The organism is Amycolatopsis sp. NPDC004378, from assembly GCF_053602455.1.
Genome location: NZ_JBSGDR010000015.1, coordinates 158259 through 172433, shown reverse-complemented (window position 1 = coordinate 172433; position 14175 = coordinate 158259). Strand labels below are relative to the sequence as shown.

The following is a 14175-nucleotide window of genomic DNA, read 5'->3' as shown; positions in this document are numbered from 1 at the left end:
GCGAAAACCGGGTATTCCGGAAGGCATGAGCGAACAGCAGCGCATCCACGCCCACGACGACGAGGACGACGAGCTCCCCAAGCTGCCGACCCCCGGCCGGCTGACGCACGACGTGCCGACCGCGCCGGACCCCGACGTGAGCCCGGGCGGGACTGAGGAGATCCCGGCCCCGCCCGGGCGCGACGCCGTCAGCGACCTACCGGAGTGACGCCGGGCTGGGTGGTGTAGACCTCGCTGATCGGGTTGGCCGGTTCCGCGTACTGGCGCACCTTTTCGGAGTCGCGCCGCATCGGGGCGCGGCCCGGGGGCTGCTTCGGCGGGTCGCCCGCGTCGATCTTCGGGATCGCGAACCGCTGGGGCTCCGCGGTGAGCGTGACGCGCTCGCCGTGGTTCAGCACTTCGAGGGGCTCGCCGTCCAGCACGTGGTAGGTCGCCTGGTCGCGGTCGATCTCCACCTGGAACCGGGTGCCGCGGAACATCAGGCGGAACGTGATCCGGTCCAGCTGCGGCGGCAGCCGCGGCGCGAAGGACAGCGTGCCGCCGTGGTCGCGCAGGCCGCCGAAGCCGGCCACGGCGCCCTGCCAGGCCCCGGCCAGGGAAGCCATGTGCAGGCCGTTGCGGACGTTGTTGTGCACGTCGTGCAGGTCCGTCAGCGCGGCTTCGGCGAGGTAGTCGTAGGCCAGCTCGAGGTGGCCCACCTCGGCCGCGACCACCGACTGCGTTCCCGCCGAGAGCGAGGAGTCGCGCACGGTCCTCGCTTCGTAGTAGGCGAAGTTGCGCGCCTTCTCCTCCGGGCTGAACGAGTCCCCGCACAGGTGCAGCGCCAGCACCAGGTCCGCCTGCTTGACGACCTGCTTGCGGTAGAGGTCGAAGTACGGGAAGTGCAGCAGCAGCGGGTAGTGCGCGATGTCGGTGTGCTCGTAGTCCCACTCGTCGTGGTCGAGGAAGCCTTCCGACTGGGGGTGCACGCCGAGTTCTTCGTCGTAGGGCAAGAACATCGCCTCGGCCGCCGCGCGCCACGAGTCCAGCTCGACGGCGTCGACCTGCAGGTGTGCCGCCACGTCCGGGAACCGCTCGCACGACTGCGCCGCGGCCAGCAGGTTCCGCCGCGCCATCAGGTTCGTGTAGACGTTGTTGTCGGCCACCGCCGAATACTCGTCCGGCCCGGTGACGCCGTCGATGCGGAAGGCGCCGTGCCGGTCGTGGTGGCCCAGTGACGCCCACAGCCGCGCGGTCTCCACCAGCAGCTCGGCGCCGTAGTCGCGCTCGAACTCCTCGTCGCCCGTGGCGTTCAGGTAGCGCAGCACGGCGTCGGCGATGTCCGCGCTGACGTGGAAGGCCGCCGTGCCCGCCGGCCAGTACGCCGAGCACTCGGCGCCGTTGATCGACCGCCACGGGAACGCCGCGCCGCGCAACCCCAGCTGGTGCGCGCGTTCCCGCGCTTTGTCCATTGTGGAGTGACGCCAGCGCAGGGCGTCGCGCGCCGCGTCCGGCATCGTGTAGGTGAGCACCGGCAGGACGAAGGATTCGGTGTCCCAGAAGGCGTGCCCGTCGTAGCCCGGGCCGGTCAGCCCCTTGCCGGCGATCGCGCGGCTCTCGCCGCGGGCCCCGGCCTGCAGGAGGTGGAACAGCGCGAAGCGGACCGCTTGCTGCAGCTCGGGATCGCCGTCGATCTCGATGTCCGAGGTGGCCCAGAAGTCGTCGAGGAACTGGCGCTGCTCGGTGACCAGGCCCTTCCAGCCGGTCTGGCGCGCACCCGCGAGCGCGGCCTCGACCTGCGACCGCAGGGCCGGCACCGAGCGCTGCGCGGACCAGCCGTAGGCGAGGAACTTCGTGATGCGCAGCCGGCCGCCCTTGGGCACGTCGACCGCGACGGTGAGCCGCGCGAGGTCCTCCTCGGAGTGGATGCGGGCGCGGATCCCGTCGTCCACCTCGATCTTGTGGTCCATCGCCGCGGCCATCCGCAGCCCGGACCGGCGCGTCTGGTGCACGAGCACGGCGTTGTAGTCCGACGCGCGGTGGAACTCGCCGACCAGCGGCGAGTTCAGCGCGGCGGCCACCCGCGGGTCGCTGGTGTCGGACTCGATCGGCTCGTTGGCCAGCAGGTCGGACTGGACGACCAGCTGCAGGTCCTCGTCGAGCGGCTCGACCTCGTACCGGATCGCGGCGATCGCGCGCTGGGTGAACGACACCAGCCGCTCGGTGCGCACGCGCACGCGCCGCCCGGTCGGCGACGACCATTCGGTGCTGCGGCACAGCGTGCCCTTGCGGAAGTCGAGCACCCGGTCGTGCTTGGTGGCCGCGCCGTAGCGCATGTCCAGCGGCTCGTCCTCGACGAGCAGCCGGATGATCTTGCCGTCGGTCACGTTGACGACGGTCTGGCCCTCTTCGGGGTAGCCGTAACCCGCCTCGGCGTAGGGCAGTTCGTGCTGCTCGTAGAAGCCGTTGAGGTAGGTGCCGGGCAGCCCGCGCGGCTCGGCCTCCTCGAGGGTGCCGCGCAGGCCGATGTGGCCGTTCGACACGGCGAACGCCGATTCGGTGCGCTGCAGGGCGTCGACGTCCATGCCGCGCCAGCGCAGCTCCCACGGCGAGCACTCGTAGCCGCGGGGTTCTTCTTCGGTCATTGATCCTCCAGCAGGTCGGCGAGGTCGTCGACCACGATGTCGGCCCCGTGGGCCTTGAGCTCGGCGGCCTGGTCGGCGCGGTTGACGCCCACCACGTAGCCGAAATGGCCGGCTTTCCCGGCCTGGACGCCGGACTGGGCGTCCTCGAACACGGCGGCGTGCGCGGGCTCGACGCCGAGCGCCTCGGCGCCGGCGAGGAAGGAATCCGGTGCCGGCTTGCCCTTCAGGTGCCGCTCGCGGATCACGATGCCGTCGATGCGCGCCTCGACGTACTTGCTGAGGCCGGCGGCGTCGAGCACCTTGGCGCCGTTGGCCGACGACGTCACGACGGCGATCCGCAGCCCGGCCGCCTTGACCGCTTCGAGGTAGCGGATCGAGCCCGGATAGGGGTTCACGCCGCGCTCGTCGATGATCTTGAGGACGAGATCGTTCTTGCGGTTGCCGACGCCGTTGACCGTCGGGGCGTCCGGCGGGTCGTCGGGGCTGCCTTCGGGCAGCTCGATGCCGCGCGAGCGCAGGAATTCACGGACTCCGTCGGCGCGCGGGCGGCCGTCCACATAGGTCGCGTAGTCCTGGTCGGTGAACTCGCGGAAGCCGGCCCCGTCCCGGGCGCGAAGAAACTCGTCGAACGTCCGTTTCCAGGCTTCGCGGTGCAGAACCGCCGTGCCGGTCAGCACTCCGTCGAGGTCGAACAGGCAGGCGGTGATGGTCTCGGGCAATCCCGTCATGGGCCGCAGGCTACCGGTCGGCGTCTTTGTTCGCGGGCTTTGCGGGGGTCCGGGTGGCGGAGCCCCCGGCGCGAGGCGCGGTCTCGCTTGTCACAGCGGTCTGTTCGCGGTGGGGACGCACCCGATGGATGAGTTCGTGCACCGTCGCGTCCGCGAGCCGGTACCGGACCACCCGTCCGGTGCGTTGGGTGGTGACGAGCCCGTGCGCCCGCAGCAGCCGCAGGGCCTGTGAAACGGCGGTGTCCGTCATGCCGGTGACCACGGCGAGGTCGGTGACGCTGATTTCGCGGGCGTAGTGGATGGAGACCAGCAGGGCCAGCCGCGACGGGTCGGCGACGACGGAGAACCGCTGCGCCCACTCGTCGATGACGGCGCGGTCGCCCAGCCCGTCGACCGCCGCGGCCACCCGTTCGGGGTCGATGAGCTTGCGGCCGGGGTCGATGTCCACCCCCGCGATGATTCCACCTCGGGTGCCGGGTCCGGTGGCCTGGGTCACGCCGCGCTTGACGCCGTCCGGTTCCCGGGCGAGGCTGCGATTAAGACAGTCGTCATAATCGAGGAGCCGAGATGACCGACGTGGCCGCCGACGCGCAGACCCGCTCGAAGACCATCACCTGGCAGGACCCGCTGCCGACCGCGCGGCTCGGCGGCACGATGTCCGGTTTCGAGTACCTGACGGCCATCGCGGAGGGCCGCGTGCCCGCGCCGCCGATTTCCGCGCACTTCGGGATGCGCTGGGAGCACATCGGGCACGGCGAGGTCGTCGCGGTCGCCGAGCCGGACGAGTCGCTGTACAACCCGATCGGGATGGTCCACGGCGGCGTGGCGGCCACGATGCTGGACTCGGTCGTCGGCTGCGCGGTGCACACGACGCTCCCGGCCGGCGTCGGGTACTCGTCGGTGGAGCTGAAGGTGAGCTACCTGCGCGCCATCCACGCGGGCCGCGGCGAAATCCGCGCCACCGGGCGGGTCGTGAAGGAGGGCTCGCGGATCGCGTTCGCCGAAGGGGAGATCCGCGACGCCGAGGGCAAGCTGCTGGCGACGGCGTCGGGGACCTGCGTGCTCACGCGCTGAGCGGCTGCCGCGTCGCGGGTGATCAGCGGGGCGGCCGGACGCGCCGGGCGCGGACGGCCTCGTCGCCGCCGAACCGCCCGATGACGGCGGCCAGCAGTTCTTTGGTCTCCTCGACGCGTGCCGCGCCGAATTCCTCTTTCAGTTCTGTTTCGAGGTCCTCGCGGAGAATCCGGGTCGCCTCGACGGCCCGCCGCGCGTGCCCGGTGAGGTGCAGCAGTTTCGTGCGCGCGTCGGCCGGGCCGGGTCGGCGGTTCAGCAGTCCCCGGCGTTCGAGGTCCGCGACGGCTTTCGACGCGGCCTGCTGGGTCACACCCATCCGCTCGGCGAGCGCGGTGATGGACAGCGGCGCGGCCAGGACGTGCTGGATGACGACGCCGTCGTTGAACCGGAGGTCGCCGAAGTCGTTTTCGGTGAGCCGGCGCTGGACCTCGTCGGTCATCGCCCAGCCCGCGAAGAGCGTGACGAGGGAGAGGTCGAGAGTGCTAGGATCCACAACCATGGTTGTGGAATCTAGCAGGGTCCCGGCCGAGCTGGCCGAAGCGTTCGTGCGCGTGGCGCACCGCGTGGTGTGGTGCACGCTGGTGACCGTCGACCGCCGGGGCCGCCCGCGGTCCCGGGTGGTGCACCCGATCTGGGACCTGGCCCCGGCCGGCCTGACGGGCTGGGTCTTCACGCGGCCGACGCCCTTGAAGGTGGCGCACCTGGCGGCGTCGCCGTACGTGTCGTGCTCGTACTGGGACCCGCGGCACGAAGTGGCGGTGGCGGAGTGCCGCGCGGAGCTGCGGGACGACGAACCGACGCGGAAGTACCTGTGGGACCGCTTCGCGTCGGCACCGGAGCCGGTGGGCTACGACCCGAAAATCCTGGGCGGCGAAGACTTCCGTGACCCGAAGATCACGGTGCTGAAGCTGACGCCGTGGCGAGTATCGACCGGCGGCGAAGCCTGGCGAGCCGCTTAGAACAAGCGCAGCTGTCCCCGAAGGGGCCGCGTCCGGGCTGCGCGGTCCGCGCACCGGCCGCAGGTCACGTCGTCGTCGGTCGGCTGGAGCCCGCGGTAGTCCCAGCTGTTCAGGCCGGCCCCGCAGGCGGGCAGCCACTCGCCGGTGACGAGGTGCACGGTTCCGGCGGGGGAGCGGCCCCGCTCGCCGGCGTGGGCCTGACGCCAAGCCGACGGCGGCCCCGGCGGACCGTCGGCCGGGCGGTGGTGGGTGAGCCGGCTTCGGAACGCCGCCAACGGTTCGCGCCGCGCGGGCAGCGCGAACAACGCGGGCGGATCGGCCTCCGGATCCATGGAGTCCACGGTCGCAGGCGTGATCGCCGCTCGGCTACCGCCATCCCGGGCACGACCCGGCGGTCTACCCGGGTCGCCGAAGAAGCTGCCGAGGATCGCCTCCTCAACTGAGGCGGTCCAGGGAGACGGCGAACCCGTTGAGGTCGCGGAGCACCTCATCGACGGGCGGCGAAGCCTGGCGGGCGGCTCAGGCCGCACCCACGCGGCGGTCGAACACCAGCCCCTCGGCCGCCCGCAGGCCCACGCTGATCGCCCCCGTCAGGACCGCGTCCTCGCCCAGCTCGCCCTGGACCACCTTCGGGACCAACGGCGTGAACGCCCTCAGTGCCCGGTCGATCGGCTCCAGCAGCAGGTCGGCCGCCGTGCCCATGCCGCCGCCCAGGACGATCAGCTCCGGGTCGATCACCGCCGCCACCGAGGCCACCGTGTACGCCAGGCGGTCCGCCTCCGCCTCCAAGGCCCGGCGGGCGAGTTCGTCGCCTTCGCGGGCCAGGCGGAAGACCTCGCGGGCCGACTTGGCCGTGCCCAGGCCGAGTTCCCGGGCGCCGCGGACCACCGACTGGGCCGCCGTTGCCTCTTCGAGGTGGCCGCGGGCCGGTGGGGCGCCGTCTTCGGAGGACGAGCGCGTGCGGCCGTACGGGAGGTAGCCGATCTCGCCCGCCGCGCCCGTGGCGCCGCGGAACACCCGGCCGTCGACCATCAGGCCCATGCCGACGCCCGTGCCGATCGTGATGCAGCCGAACACCGACGCTCCGCGCGCGGCGCCGCTTTCGCCTTCGCCGACTGCCGTCAGGTTCGCGTCGTTCTCCACCATCAGGTCCGGGCCCAGCGCGGCTTCGAGGTCGTCGATCAGGCCGGCGCGGCCCCAGCCCGGCAGGTTCGGCGCGTGCCGGAAGCAGCGCTTCTCCGGGTCGGCGACACCGGGGGAGCCGACCACGCGGACAACGATGTCGGCGGCCGTCAACCGGGCGTCCGCGACGGCCGAGGCCGCGATCTTGCCGACGGCCGTGACCAGCGCCGCGCCGGAGCGGGCCGAGTTCCGCTCGTCGCGGCGCGCCACGATCGCGGCGCCGAGGTCCGCCACCGCGACGCGGATGTGCTCGCGGCCGATGTCGACGCCCAGCACGTAGCCCGCGGTCGGGTCGGCCTCGTACAGCACCGCCGAGCGGCCGGTGCCGGTCGACGTGTGCCCGGTCGGGCGCGCCAGCCCGGCGGCTTCGAGGGCCAGCAACGCCTGGCTGACCGTCGGCTTCGACAGCCCGGTGTCCTTCGCGACCTGCGGCCGGGTCGCCGGGCCGCTGCGGCGCAGCAGGTCGAGCACCGCCCGCTGGTTGATCTTGCGCATCCCGGCGGGGGTCCCGACCGTTGGAGCATCTACGCCGGCCACCCGTGCCCGCCTCCTGTCGTCCTCGTTCTCCCTGCCACGCTAGCCGCCCGCACCCCGGTTTCGCCGGAATACGCCCGCTCCGGGACCGGTTGACCGCGGTATGAGCACTCCGGTACGCGGCCGGGTCCGCGTGGCACAAGGCGCGAAACGGGTACGCGTGTTCCTCGGCGGGCAGGTCGTCGCGGACACCGTGCACCCCCTTCTGGTGTGGGAAGTCCCGTACTACCCCACGTACTACTTCCCGCGCGCGGACGTCGTGAGCGGCGTGCTCGCCCCCTCCGGGCGGACGTCGCACTCGCCCAGCCGCGGAGAAGGTGTTCTGTCGACGATAAAGGGTGACCGAGCCGAGGCGGTGGATGCCGCGCTGGAATACCCGGATTCCCCCATCGAGGAGCTGCGGGGCCACGTCCGGTTCGACTTCGCCGCCTTCGACTGGTTCGAAGAGGACGAACAGATCTTCACGCACCCGCGCGACCCCGGCGTCCGCGTCGACATCCTGCCGAGCTCACGCCACGTCCGGATCGAGGTCGGCGGCGTCACCGTCGCCGACACCGTCCGGCCGCACCTGCTGTTCGAGACCGGCCTGCCGACCCGCTACTACCTGCCGCGCGTCGACGTCCGGATGGACCTGCTCGCGAAGATCGACACCGTGACGCACTGCCCATACAAGGGCGCGGCCGACCACTTCGACGTGGCCGGGCAGGCGGACCTCGCCTGGAGCTACCCGACGCCGCTGCCGGAGAGCGAGCGCGTCGCCGGCCTGGTGGCGTTCCTCGACGAGAAGGTCGACGTCTTCGTCGACGACGTCCGGCAGGAGCGGCCCAAGACGAAGTTCGCCTAAGCGTCCGGCAGCCAGTTCCCGTGGAAGCCCGCGGGAACGCGCTGCGGCAGGTGGACGGTCGCCACGGGCGCCGCGGCGACGTTCCCGGCGTCGAGCACGACGAGGTCGCTGCGGTCCTCCGCCGCGTCGTAGACGTAGGTGAGCAGCCAGCCTTCGCCGTGCTCCGCCGGGACGAACACCGCTTCGCCCGGGATGTGCCCCGCGCCGAAGACGTGCTCGGTGGCCGTGCCCGCGTGCAGGTCGTAGCGGCGCAGGACGTCGTGGCCGGTGACGTGCCCGAAGCGCGCGTCGGACCCGGCGAGCCGGTCGTCGATGCGGGGGAACTCGCCCGGCCGGTCGTCGAGCCGGTCCTCGGTGACCGTCCCGGCGACGACGTCGACCGTCCAGCGCCACAGCGACGCCGGCGGGTCGTCGTGGCCGGCCCACCACTGGTGGTCGTAGCGCATGACGTGCACGACGATCCGGCCGTCCGGGGTGTCGAACGCGTTGAGCGTGTGGAAGACGTAGCAGGGCTCGATCTCCAGCCAGCGCACGCCGGCCTCGGGCCGGTCGCGGCGGAGCACGCCGAGCCGGGCGCCGTAGGCCGCGTCCCACGCGTAGGGCATGCCCTTGCCGACCGCCGCCTGGTCGAACACGACCGGCAGGTCGTAGAACACGGCGTGCGCGGCGGTGAGCGCGAAGTCGTGCATCATCGTCAGCCCCGGGACGTCGATGGGCTGCTTGACGACGAGCTTCCCGGCGGCGTCGGTGCGGTAGTAGCTCACGTGCGGCGCGGTGATGCTGCCGTAGCCGAAGAAGTGCAGTTCGCCGGTGGCGGGGCAGATCTTCGGGTGCGCGGTCATCGAGTCGGCCAGTTCGCCGTGGAAGTCGTACGCACCCACGGTTTCCAGGTCCGTCGTGATCTCGTACGGCAGCGACGACTCGACGAGCGCGAGCGTGCGGCCGGCGTGGTTCACCACGTGCGTGTTCGCGACGCTGGCGTGCAGGTTCCGGGTGCCGTCTTCGTGGTACAGCTTGAGGTCCGGGTCGTCGAAGCTGTCGGTGCGGACCCAGCGGTTGCGGTACCAGGCGGCGCGGCCGTTTTCGAGCCGGACGCCGTGGACCATGCCGTCGCCGGTGAACCAGTGCTTGCTGTCCTCGCGCGGGTTCGGGCCGTTGCGCAGGTACCAGCCGGTCAGCTCGGGCGGCAGCGCGCCGGAGACGGGCAGGCCGAACGCGGTCAGCTCGTCGTGGACGGGGGCGTAGACCCCGCTCAGGTGGAAGTCGCTGGTGGTCATGTCAGGCGGCCTTTTCGGCTCGGGCGCGCACGATGCGCGGGTAGCGGATGGTGAAGGCGACGGGCACGGCGAAGCCGAGGACCTTGAGCGTGATCAGCGCGGCGGTGGCGTGCGGGGCGAAGTTCAGCAGCGCGATTCCGGCGAGGCCGGTGACGGTGAAGCTCGCGGCCCACACGAGCGTGATGAGCACGTTGACGTGCTTGAAGATCGGGTTGTCCCACAGCTCCGGCGGCGTCATCGTGCGCGCGATGCCGAGGGTGAACGGCTTCCCGAGGGCGAGCGAGCCCCAGGCGGTGAGCGCCAGCCAGGCGTCGGTGAGCGCGCCGGTGTAGGTCTTCAGCGGCGACGCCGGGAAGGCGAACGCCGTCGCCGTCAGCAGGGCGAAGAACGCGAGCGCGCTCCACTCGATGATGAGGGCGTCGTTCTTGCGGCCTTCGCGGCGGGCGAGCAGCAGGAGCGCGGCCGAGATGACCAGCCCGGTCAGGCCGGACCAGCGCCAGTCGGCCTGCGTCGCGACCACGGCGAACGCGATCCACGGAAGGAAGCTCTTCAGGTAGTTCATGCCGTTCTCCCCACGTTCCAACTTTGACATGTCGAAACTAGAAGCTTCTAGTTGGACATGTCAAGAGTGGAATGTCAGACTGGGGGCATGAGCCTTCGACACGCGGTGCTCGGGATGCTGGCCGACGAGCCCGGCAGCGGCTACGACCTGCTCAAGCGGTTCGAGCGGGCGATGGCCAACGTCTGGCCCGCGACGCAGAGCCAGCTCTACGGCGAGCTCGGCAAGCTGGAGGCGGCGGGCATGATCCGCGTCCTGGCCGAAGGCCCGCGCGGGCGCAAGGAGTACGAGATCACCGAGGCCGGGCTCGAGGAGCTGCGGCACTGGCTGGTCGAAGTCGACCCGGGCGGCCCGCCCCGCAGCGCCGGCTTGCTGCGCGTGTACTTCCTCGGCTCGGTTTCCCCGGCACAGGCGCGCGGCTACGTGGCATCGATGGGGGAGGCGGCCCGGGTGCGCGAAGAGCGGCTGGACGAGCTGGAGGACTCGATCGACTGGGGCGAGGACAACCAGTCGCTCTACGGACGGCTGGTCCTCGAGTGGGGCAAGCGTTTCTCGGCGATGCAGCGCGAGTGGGCCGAGTGGGCGGTCAAGCAGATCGAGTGACTTGCGTATAACGTCCTACACGGCGTCGCGTCAGGCCGCGTGGCGGCCGTGGGCCTGACGCCGGAAGGGCCGGGGCCGCGGCCGTCCCGTCGCCGGGGCGTCCACAGTGGACCCGCCGACGCCGGTCCCGTCGTCGGCCGTGGCCGCGGGAAGGGGCGCGTGCCGATCGCGGTGCGCCCGGTGCACCGCCCACAGCAGGGCCAACCCCGCCACCACGAGCACGTGCGTCGCGAGCCGGGCCACCGTCACCTGCCCGGCCGCCAGATCACCCGCCGACAGGACGAGCAGCACCCCGACGAACCCGGCCAGCAGCGGCAGTTGCCCGCCCGCCGTCCGGGGCCGGAAGACCGCGACCAGCAGGCCGATGCCGACCGCCATGTTCCACGCGCCGCTCTCGTGGTCGAGGTGGACGACGCCGTGCGCGTCCAGCAGCTGCCCGAACGCCAGCCCGAGCTGGGCGATCGCCACGACGGCCAGTGCGATCCGCAGGCCCCAGCCCTCGCCGGACGGCGCCGGCGTGCGCTCGAGGATCGCCGCTGTGAGGTCCGGGACCCGCGGCGCGGGACGCAGCAGCATCTCGCGCCGGAGGTCGGACGCGCGCGCGAACCACGCCCGGCACGCCGCGCACGACGTCAGGTGCTCGTCGGGCGACGCAGGCTCTTCTTCGCCGTCCAGCCGGGCCGAAAGCGCTTCGCGGCAGTCCTCGCACCTCATCTCCCAGTAGTCGGACGGCGGACGCATTCGGTTCCCGATGACTGCTAGGTTCCGGACCATGACCCGCGGTGAGGACGACGAACGCGGCACGGCCCTGGCGATGGCGGCCGGCCGTGGCGATCGGCGTGCCCTTGAGGAGTGGGTCCGTGCGACCCAGGCCGACGTCTGGCGCTTCCTCGCGCACCTCACCGACGCGGCCCAAGCCGACGACCTGACGCAGGAGACCTACCTTCGCGCCTTCGGCAGCCTTCGCCGCTTCGCGGGACGCTCGTCGTCGCGGACGTGGCTGTTGTCGATCGCGCGGCGGGTCGTCGTCGACCAGATCCGGGCCGCCGGGGCGCGGCCCAAGCTGGCCGACACCGACTGGGAATCCGCCGCGGACCGCGCGAGCGGCACCGAAGCGGGCTTCGAGGAGCTCGTCGAGCTGGGCCTGCTGCTCGACGGCCTGGACCCGGAACGGCGCGAGGTGCTCGTGCTGACCCAGGTGCTGGGGCTGTCCTACGCCGAGGCCGCCGACGTCTGCGGCTGCCCGGTCGGCACCGTCCGCTCCCGCGTGGCCCGCGCCCGCGAGGACCTGATCCAGGCCCGGCGGGCCCAGGGCGCCGGCTGAACCGGCCCGCTACGAAGCCGACGTCCTGTTCCCGGAGGCCGCGCACCTGCGTCAGGGCAGCAGATGGTCGGCCGCCGCGCAGGCCTGGCTGCCGTGGCAGTTCTTCTGGGCCTGCAAGGCGTTGTGCAGCTGGGTTTTCCGGTTGGGCGGCAGCGTCGCCGCGGTGTTGTCCAGCTCGTCCGGGTCCCGGGTGCGGTCGTAGAACTCCGTGGTGCCGTCGGCGTACTCGACGTAGGTGATCGCCGGCGTGCGGAGCGCTTCGTACGTCGTCGGGTTGCCGCTGTTCTTCGCCGGCATGTCCGGGTCGGTCGGGTCGGTGTCGGGCCCGTGGTGCTCGACCAGGGACGCGGTCCGCCAGCCCGGCGCCTGCTGCCCGGTGAGGAGCGGGACGAGGCTGCGCCCGTCGGTGGCCGGCGGGGGCGTGGCGCCGGCCAGCGACTCGAACGTCGGGGCGAGGTCGATGTTCGCCGCCGGGTTCGCCACGGTCCTGCCGGCCCCCGTGCCCGCGCCGGCGGCGATCAGCGGCACGTGGACGTCGGTGTCGAACGCCGTCATCTTGCCCGGCGTCAGCCGGTGCTCGCCCATGTGGAAGCCGTTGTCGGAGCTGAAGACCACGAGCGTGTCGTCGGCGACGCCGGCCTTGGTCAGGGTCTCGCGCAGCGAGCCGACCATCCGGTCGACCGACTGCACGGCCTGGACGCGCTTGCGGAAGTCCGTGTCGATGCCGGTCTTTTCCTTGTCGGTCAGGGGTTCCCGGCCGGCGAGCCACGCGGGCGGGTTGGCCGGCAGCTTGTCGAACGCGGGCGTGCGCGGCGCGGTGAGGCCGGGGAAGGCGTCCTTGTCCTGCGGCGCGGGGGTGTAGGGCCCGTGCGGCGCGAAGGTCGCGACCTCCAGGAAGAAGGGCTTCTTCAGCTGGGTGGACGCCGAAACGAAGCCGCCGGCCTTCGCGGCCAGGACGTCGGTGAGGTAGTCCTGCGGGGCCTTCCCGTGGTGGGTCAGGTCGTGGTTCTCGTTGAGGGTGTAGTCGTATTCGGGGTAGCCGTTGCCGGCGACGTCCCACTCGTCCCAGCCGGGCGGGACGTAGTGCGCCTGACCGGCCACCGTGGCCTTCGGCTGGTAGCCGTTGAGGTACTTGCCCATCATGCCCGTGCGGTAGCCGGCGTGCTGCAGCTGCCCGGCGAAGCTGGCGGATTCGTCGCCGCGCTTGTGGAAGGTGCCGAACCCGCCGTCGTCGCCCCCGTTGGTGAACACGCCGGTGTCGTGCGGGAACTCCCCGGTGAAGATCGACGACCGCGACGGGCAGCACAGCGAGTCGGTCACCGTGTAGTTCGCGAACGTGGTGCCGTCACGGGCCAGCTTCCGCACGTTCGGCATGTACTGCACCAGGTTCATCGCCAGGTCGTCGGTCAGCACGAACACGATGTTCGGCTTCGCGGTCGCGGCCTGGGGTTCGGCGGTGCCGCAGGAGACCGCGGTCAGCCCGAGTGCGACGACCAGCGTGGCGAGCGACTTCCGTGGCGTGACCATGGTTTCACGGTAACGCCGGTTCGCCGCGCGGAAGCTGAAGATCCGCTGAAGATCATCGGCGGGCGCCGGTTCACGCGGCCATCAGCTCGCGCGTGCGGGCCTGGTCTTCGGCCGGGCCGAACGGCATCACCAGCAGTTCGGTCGCGCCCGCGTCTTCGAGGGACTTCACCTGGCGGCGCACGCTTTCCTCGTCGCCGATGATCGCGCTGTCCGAGGCGCGTTCGTAGCCATCGCGGTCCAGGACCGCCCGGTAGGCGGGGACGGCCGCCGCCGCGCCGTAGGTGTCCTCGACCCACGCCCGGCGTTCGTCCACTTCGGACGTCACGCAGATCAGCTGGCCGGAGACCACCCGCCGGTCCGCGCCGAGCGCCGGGACCACGAACTCGCCGATCGCGCGCGGGCCCGCCCACGTCGTGATCACGCCGTCGGCCAGCTCGCCCGCCAGCCGCGTCGACCGCGGGCTCACCGAGCCGACCAGCACCGCGGGCCGGGCCGCGCCCGGCGTGGTCAGCCCGCCCGCCGCCGTGAGCGATTCGCCGTGCACGTCCGCCTTTTCCCCGCGCAGCAACGGGTTCAGCGCTTCGAGGTATTCGCGCAGGTGCCGGATCGGGCGGTCGTAGGAGTACCCGAACTCCTGCTCGACGATGAACCGGTGGCTCAGCCCGACGCCGAGGTGGACCGGCACGCCGGTGGCGGCCTGGACGGTCAGTGCCTGGGCGGCCATCGTGATCGGGTGCCGCGGGTAGGTCGGCACGACACACGTACCCAGCGCGACGCCGGGAGCCGCGGCGCCGAGCGCGGGCAACGCCGTGAGGGCGTCCCAGCCGCCGCGCTGGGCCAGCCAGAGCGTGGTGTAGCCGAGCTTCACGGCTTCGCGTGCTTGCGCGGTCATGGCGTCGAAGCCGACGCCCAGCTCGTCGATCAGGATTCCGGTGCGCAC

16 protein-coding genes and 1 pseudogene are annotated in these 14175 nt (G+C 72.0%); 6 read left to right on the top strand and 11 right to left on the bottom strand.

Going from position 1 to position 14175, the window contains the following annotated elements; all coding sequences use genetic code 11:
- The first annotated feature begins 25 nt into the window (after window positions 1–25).
- A complete protein-coding gene (locus tag ACWEN0_RS34700) occupies window positions 26–208 on the top strand; it encodes a hypothetical protein (RefSeq protein ID WP_451983393.1) in 183 nt (60 codons plus the stop codon).
- Here ACWEN0_RS34700 and ACWEN0_RS34695 read toward each other — a convergent pair.
- From ACWEN0_RS34695 to ACWEN0_RS34685, 3 genes and pseudogenes are all read right to left on the bottom strand, one after another.
- Window positions 189–2624, bottom strand: coding sequence for a glycoside hydrolase family 65 protein (locus ACWEN0_RS34695; RefSeq protein ID WP_451983391.1), 2436 nt, complete (start codon window positions 2622–2624; stop codon window positions 189–191). The two genes, ACWEN0_RS34700 and ACWEN0_RS34695, sit on opposite strands and share 20 nt — an antisense overlap.
- Window positions 2621–3352, bottom strand: coding sequence for an HAD family hydrolase (locus ACWEN0_RS34690; RefSeq protein WP_451983389.1), 732 nt, complete (start codon window positions 3350–3352; stop codon window positions 2621–2623). Before ACWEN0_RS34690 ends, ACWEN0_RS34695 begins: the two co-directional genes overlap by 4 nt.
- Window positions 3353–3461: 109 nt before the next feature.
- A pseudogene (locus ACWEN0_RS34685) lies at window positions 3462–3794 on the bottom strand (ArsR/SmtB family transcription factor); the annotation flags it as partial.
- Window positions 3795–3919: 125 nt separating this feature from the next.
- Between ACWEN0_RS34685 and ACWEN0_RS34680 the strand changes: the two are divergent.
- Entirely contained in the window at window positions 3920–4426 is a 507-nt protein-coding gene (locus ACWEN0_RS34680) for a PaaI family thioesterase (RefSeq protein WP_451983387.1), read from the top strand.
- Window positions 4427–4448: 22 nt separating this feature from the next.
- Here ACWEN0_RS34680 and ACWEN0_RS34675 read toward each other — a convergent pair whose 3' ends face one another.
- The gene (locus tag ACWEN0_RS34675) at window positions 4449–4925 is read right to left on the bottom strand and encodes a MarR family winged helix-turn-helix transcriptional regulator (protein ID WP_451983385.1); all 477 of its coding nucleotides are present in this window, start codon (window positions 4923–4925) and stop codon (window positions 4449–4451) included.
- Between ACWEN0_RS34675 and ACWEN0_RS34670 the strand changes: the two genes are divergently transcribed.
- The gene (locus ACWEN0_RS34670) at window positions 4924–5385 is read left to right on the top strand and encodes a pyridoxamine 5'-phosphate oxidase family protein (RefSeq protein WP_451983383.1); all 462 of its coding nucleotides are present in this window, start codon (window positions 4924–4926) and stop codon (window positions 5383–5385) included. The genes ACWEN0_RS34675 and ACWEN0_RS34670 overlap by 2 nt on opposite strands.
- Here the strand turns inward: ACWEN0_RS34670 and ACWEN0_RS34665 are convergent.
- Both ACWEN0_RS34665 and ACWEN0_RS34660 read right to left on the bottom strand, forming a co-directional pair.
- Window positions 5382–5717, bottom strand: a complete 336-nt coding sequence (locus ACWEN0_RS34665) for a hypothetical protein (RefSeq protein WP_451983381.1) — start codon at window positions 5715–5717, stop codon at window positions 5382–5384. The two genes, ACWEN0_RS34670 and ACWEN0_RS34665, sit on opposite strands and share 4 nt — an antisense overlap.
- Before the next feature lie 187 nt (window positions 5718–5904).
- A complete protein-coding gene (locus ACWEN0_RS34660) occupies window positions 5905–7062 on the bottom strand; it encodes an ROK family protein (RefSeq protein ID WP_451983379.1) in 1158 nt (385 codons plus the stop codon).
- A gap of 142 nt (window positions 7063–7204) precedes the next feature.
- Between ACWEN0_RS34660 and ACWEN0_RS34655 the strand changes: the two genes are divergently transcribed.
- Complete coding sequence (locus ACWEN0_RS34655; protein ID WP_451983377.1) at window positions 7205–7945, top strand: DUF427 domain-containing protein; 741 nt, start codon at window positions 7205–7207, stop codon at window positions 7943–7945.
- Here the strand turns inward: ACWEN0_RS34655 and ACWEN0_RS34650 are convergent.
- The gene (locus ACWEN0_RS34650; protein ID WP_451983375.1) at window positions 7942–9222 is read right to left on the bottom strand and encodes a carotenoid oxygenase family protein; all 1281 of its coding nucleotides are present in this window, start codon (window positions 9220–9222) and stop codon (window positions 7942–7944) included. The two genes, ACWEN0_RS34655 and ACWEN0_RS34650, sit on opposite strands and share 4 nt — an antisense overlap.
- A gap of 1 nt (window position 9223) precedes the next feature.
- Complete coding sequence (locus ACWEN0_RS34645) at window positions 9224–9784, bottom strand: hypothetical protein (RefSeq protein ID WP_451983373.1); 561 nt, start codon at window positions 9782–9784, stop codon at window positions 9224–9226.
- Between the two features lie 87 nt (window positions 9785–9871).
- Here ACWEN0_RS34645 and ACWEN0_RS34640 point away from each other — a divergent pair, with 87 nt between their 5' ends.
- Window positions 9872–10384, top strand: coding sequence for a PadR family transcriptional regulator (locus ACWEN0_RS34640; protein WP_451983371.1), 513 nt, complete (start codon window positions 9872–9874; stop codon window positions 10382–10384).
- Window positions 10385–10414: 30 nt separating this feature from the next.
- On the opposite strand, the gene ACWEN0_RS34635 is transcribed toward ACWEN0_RS34640, so the two are convergent.
- Entirely contained in the window at window positions 10415–11125 is a 711-nt protein-coding gene (locus tag ACWEN0_RS34635) for a zf-HC2 domain-containing protein (protein WP_451983369.1), read from the bottom strand.
- Window positions 11126–11156: 31 nt separating this feature from the next.
- Between ACWEN0_RS34635 and ACWEN0_RS34630 the strand changes: the two genes are divergently transcribed.
- Complete coding sequence (locus tag ACWEN0_RS34630) at window positions 11157–11708, top strand: sigma-70 family RNA polymerase sigma factor (protein WP_451983367.1); 552 nt, start codon at window positions 11157–11159, stop codon at window positions 11706–11708.
- A gap of 51 nt (window positions 11709–11759) precedes the next feature.
- Here the strand turns inward: ACWEN0_RS34630 and ACWEN0_RS34625 are convergent, their stop codons facing one another.
- Entirely contained in the window at window positions 11760–13235 is a 1476-nt protein-coding gene (locus ACWEN0_RS34625; protein WP_451983365.1) for a sulfatase family protein, read from the bottom strand.
- Window positions 13236–13305: 70 nt separating this feature from the next.
- Window positions 13306–14175, bottom strand: a complete 870-nt coding sequence (locus tag ACWEN0_RS34620; RefSeq protein ID WP_451983363.1) for a TIGR03564 family F420-dependent LLM class oxidoreductase — start codon at window positions 14173–14175, stop codon at window positions 13306–13308.

What these genes read in the sequence shown, in the direction of transcription:
- ACWEN0_RS34625 (WP_451983365.1), bottom strand. Translation starts at nt 13,235, where the DNA reads ATGGTCACGCCACGGAAGTCGCTCGCCACGCTGGTCGTCGCACTCGGG.
- ACWEN0_RS34700 (WP_451983393.1), top strand. Translation starts at nt 26, where the DNA reads ATGAGCGAACAGCAGCGCATCCACGCCCACGACGACGAGGACGACGAG.
- ACWEN0_RS34670 (WP_451983383.1), top strand. Translation starts at nt 4,924, where the DNA reads ATGGTTGTGGAATCTAGCAGGGTCCCGGCCGAGCTGGCCGAAGCGTTC.
- ACWEN0_RS34675 (WP_451983385.1), bottom strand. Translation starts at nt 4,925, where the DNA reads ATGGTTGTGGATCCTAGCACTCTCGACCTCTCCCTCGTCACGCTCTTC.
- ACWEN0_RS34635 (WP_451983369.1), bottom strand. Translation starts at nt 11,125, where the DNA reads ATGCGTCCGCCGTCCGACTACTGGGAGATGAGGTGCGAGGACTGCCGC.
- ACWEN0_RS34695 (WP_451983391.1), bottom strand. Translation starts at nt 2,624, where the DNA reads ATGACCGAAGAAGAACCCCGCGGCTACGAGTGCTCGCCGTGGGAGCTG.
- ACWEN0_RS34650 (WP_451983375.1), bottom strand. Translation starts at nt 9,222, where the DNA reads ATGACCACCAGCGACTTCCACCTGAGCGGGGTCTACGCCCCCGTCCAC.
- ACWEN0_RS34680 (WP_451983387.1), top strand. Translation starts at nt 3,920, where the DNA reads ATGACCGACGTGGCCGCCGACGCGCAGACCCGCTCGAAGACCATCACC.
- ACWEN0_RS34645 (WP_451983373.1), bottom strand. Translation starts at nt 9,784, where the DNA reads ATGAACTACCTGAAGAGCTTCCTTCCGTGGATCGCGTTCGCCGTGGTC.
- ACWEN0_RS34665 (WP_451983381.1), bottom strand. Translation starts at nt 5,717, where the DNA reads ATGGATCCGGAGGCCGATCCGCCCGCGTTGTTCGCGCTGCCCGCGCGG.
- ACWEN0_RS34660 (WP_451983379.1), bottom strand. Translation starts at nt 7,062, where the DNA reads ATGCGCAAGATCAACCAGCGGGCGGTGCTCGACCTGCTGCGCCGCAGC.
- ACWEN0_RS34655 (WP_451983377.1), top strand. Translation starts at nt 7,205, where the DNA reads ATGAGCACTCCGGTACGCGGCCGGGTCCGCGTGGCACAAGGCGCGAAA.
- ACWEN0_RS34630 (WP_451983367.1), top strand. Translation starts at nt 11,157, where the DNA reads ATGACCCGCGGTGAGGACGACGAACGCGGCACGGCCCTGGCGATGGCG.
- ACWEN0_RS34690 (WP_451983389.1), bottom strand. Translation starts at nt 3,352, where the DNA reads ATGACGGGATTGCCCGAGACCATCACCGCCTGCCTGTTCGACCTCGAC.
- ACWEN0_RS34640 (WP_451983371.1), top strand. Translation starts at nt 9,872, where the DNA reads ATGAGCCTTCGACACGCGGTGCTCGGGATGCTGGCCGACGAGCCCGGC.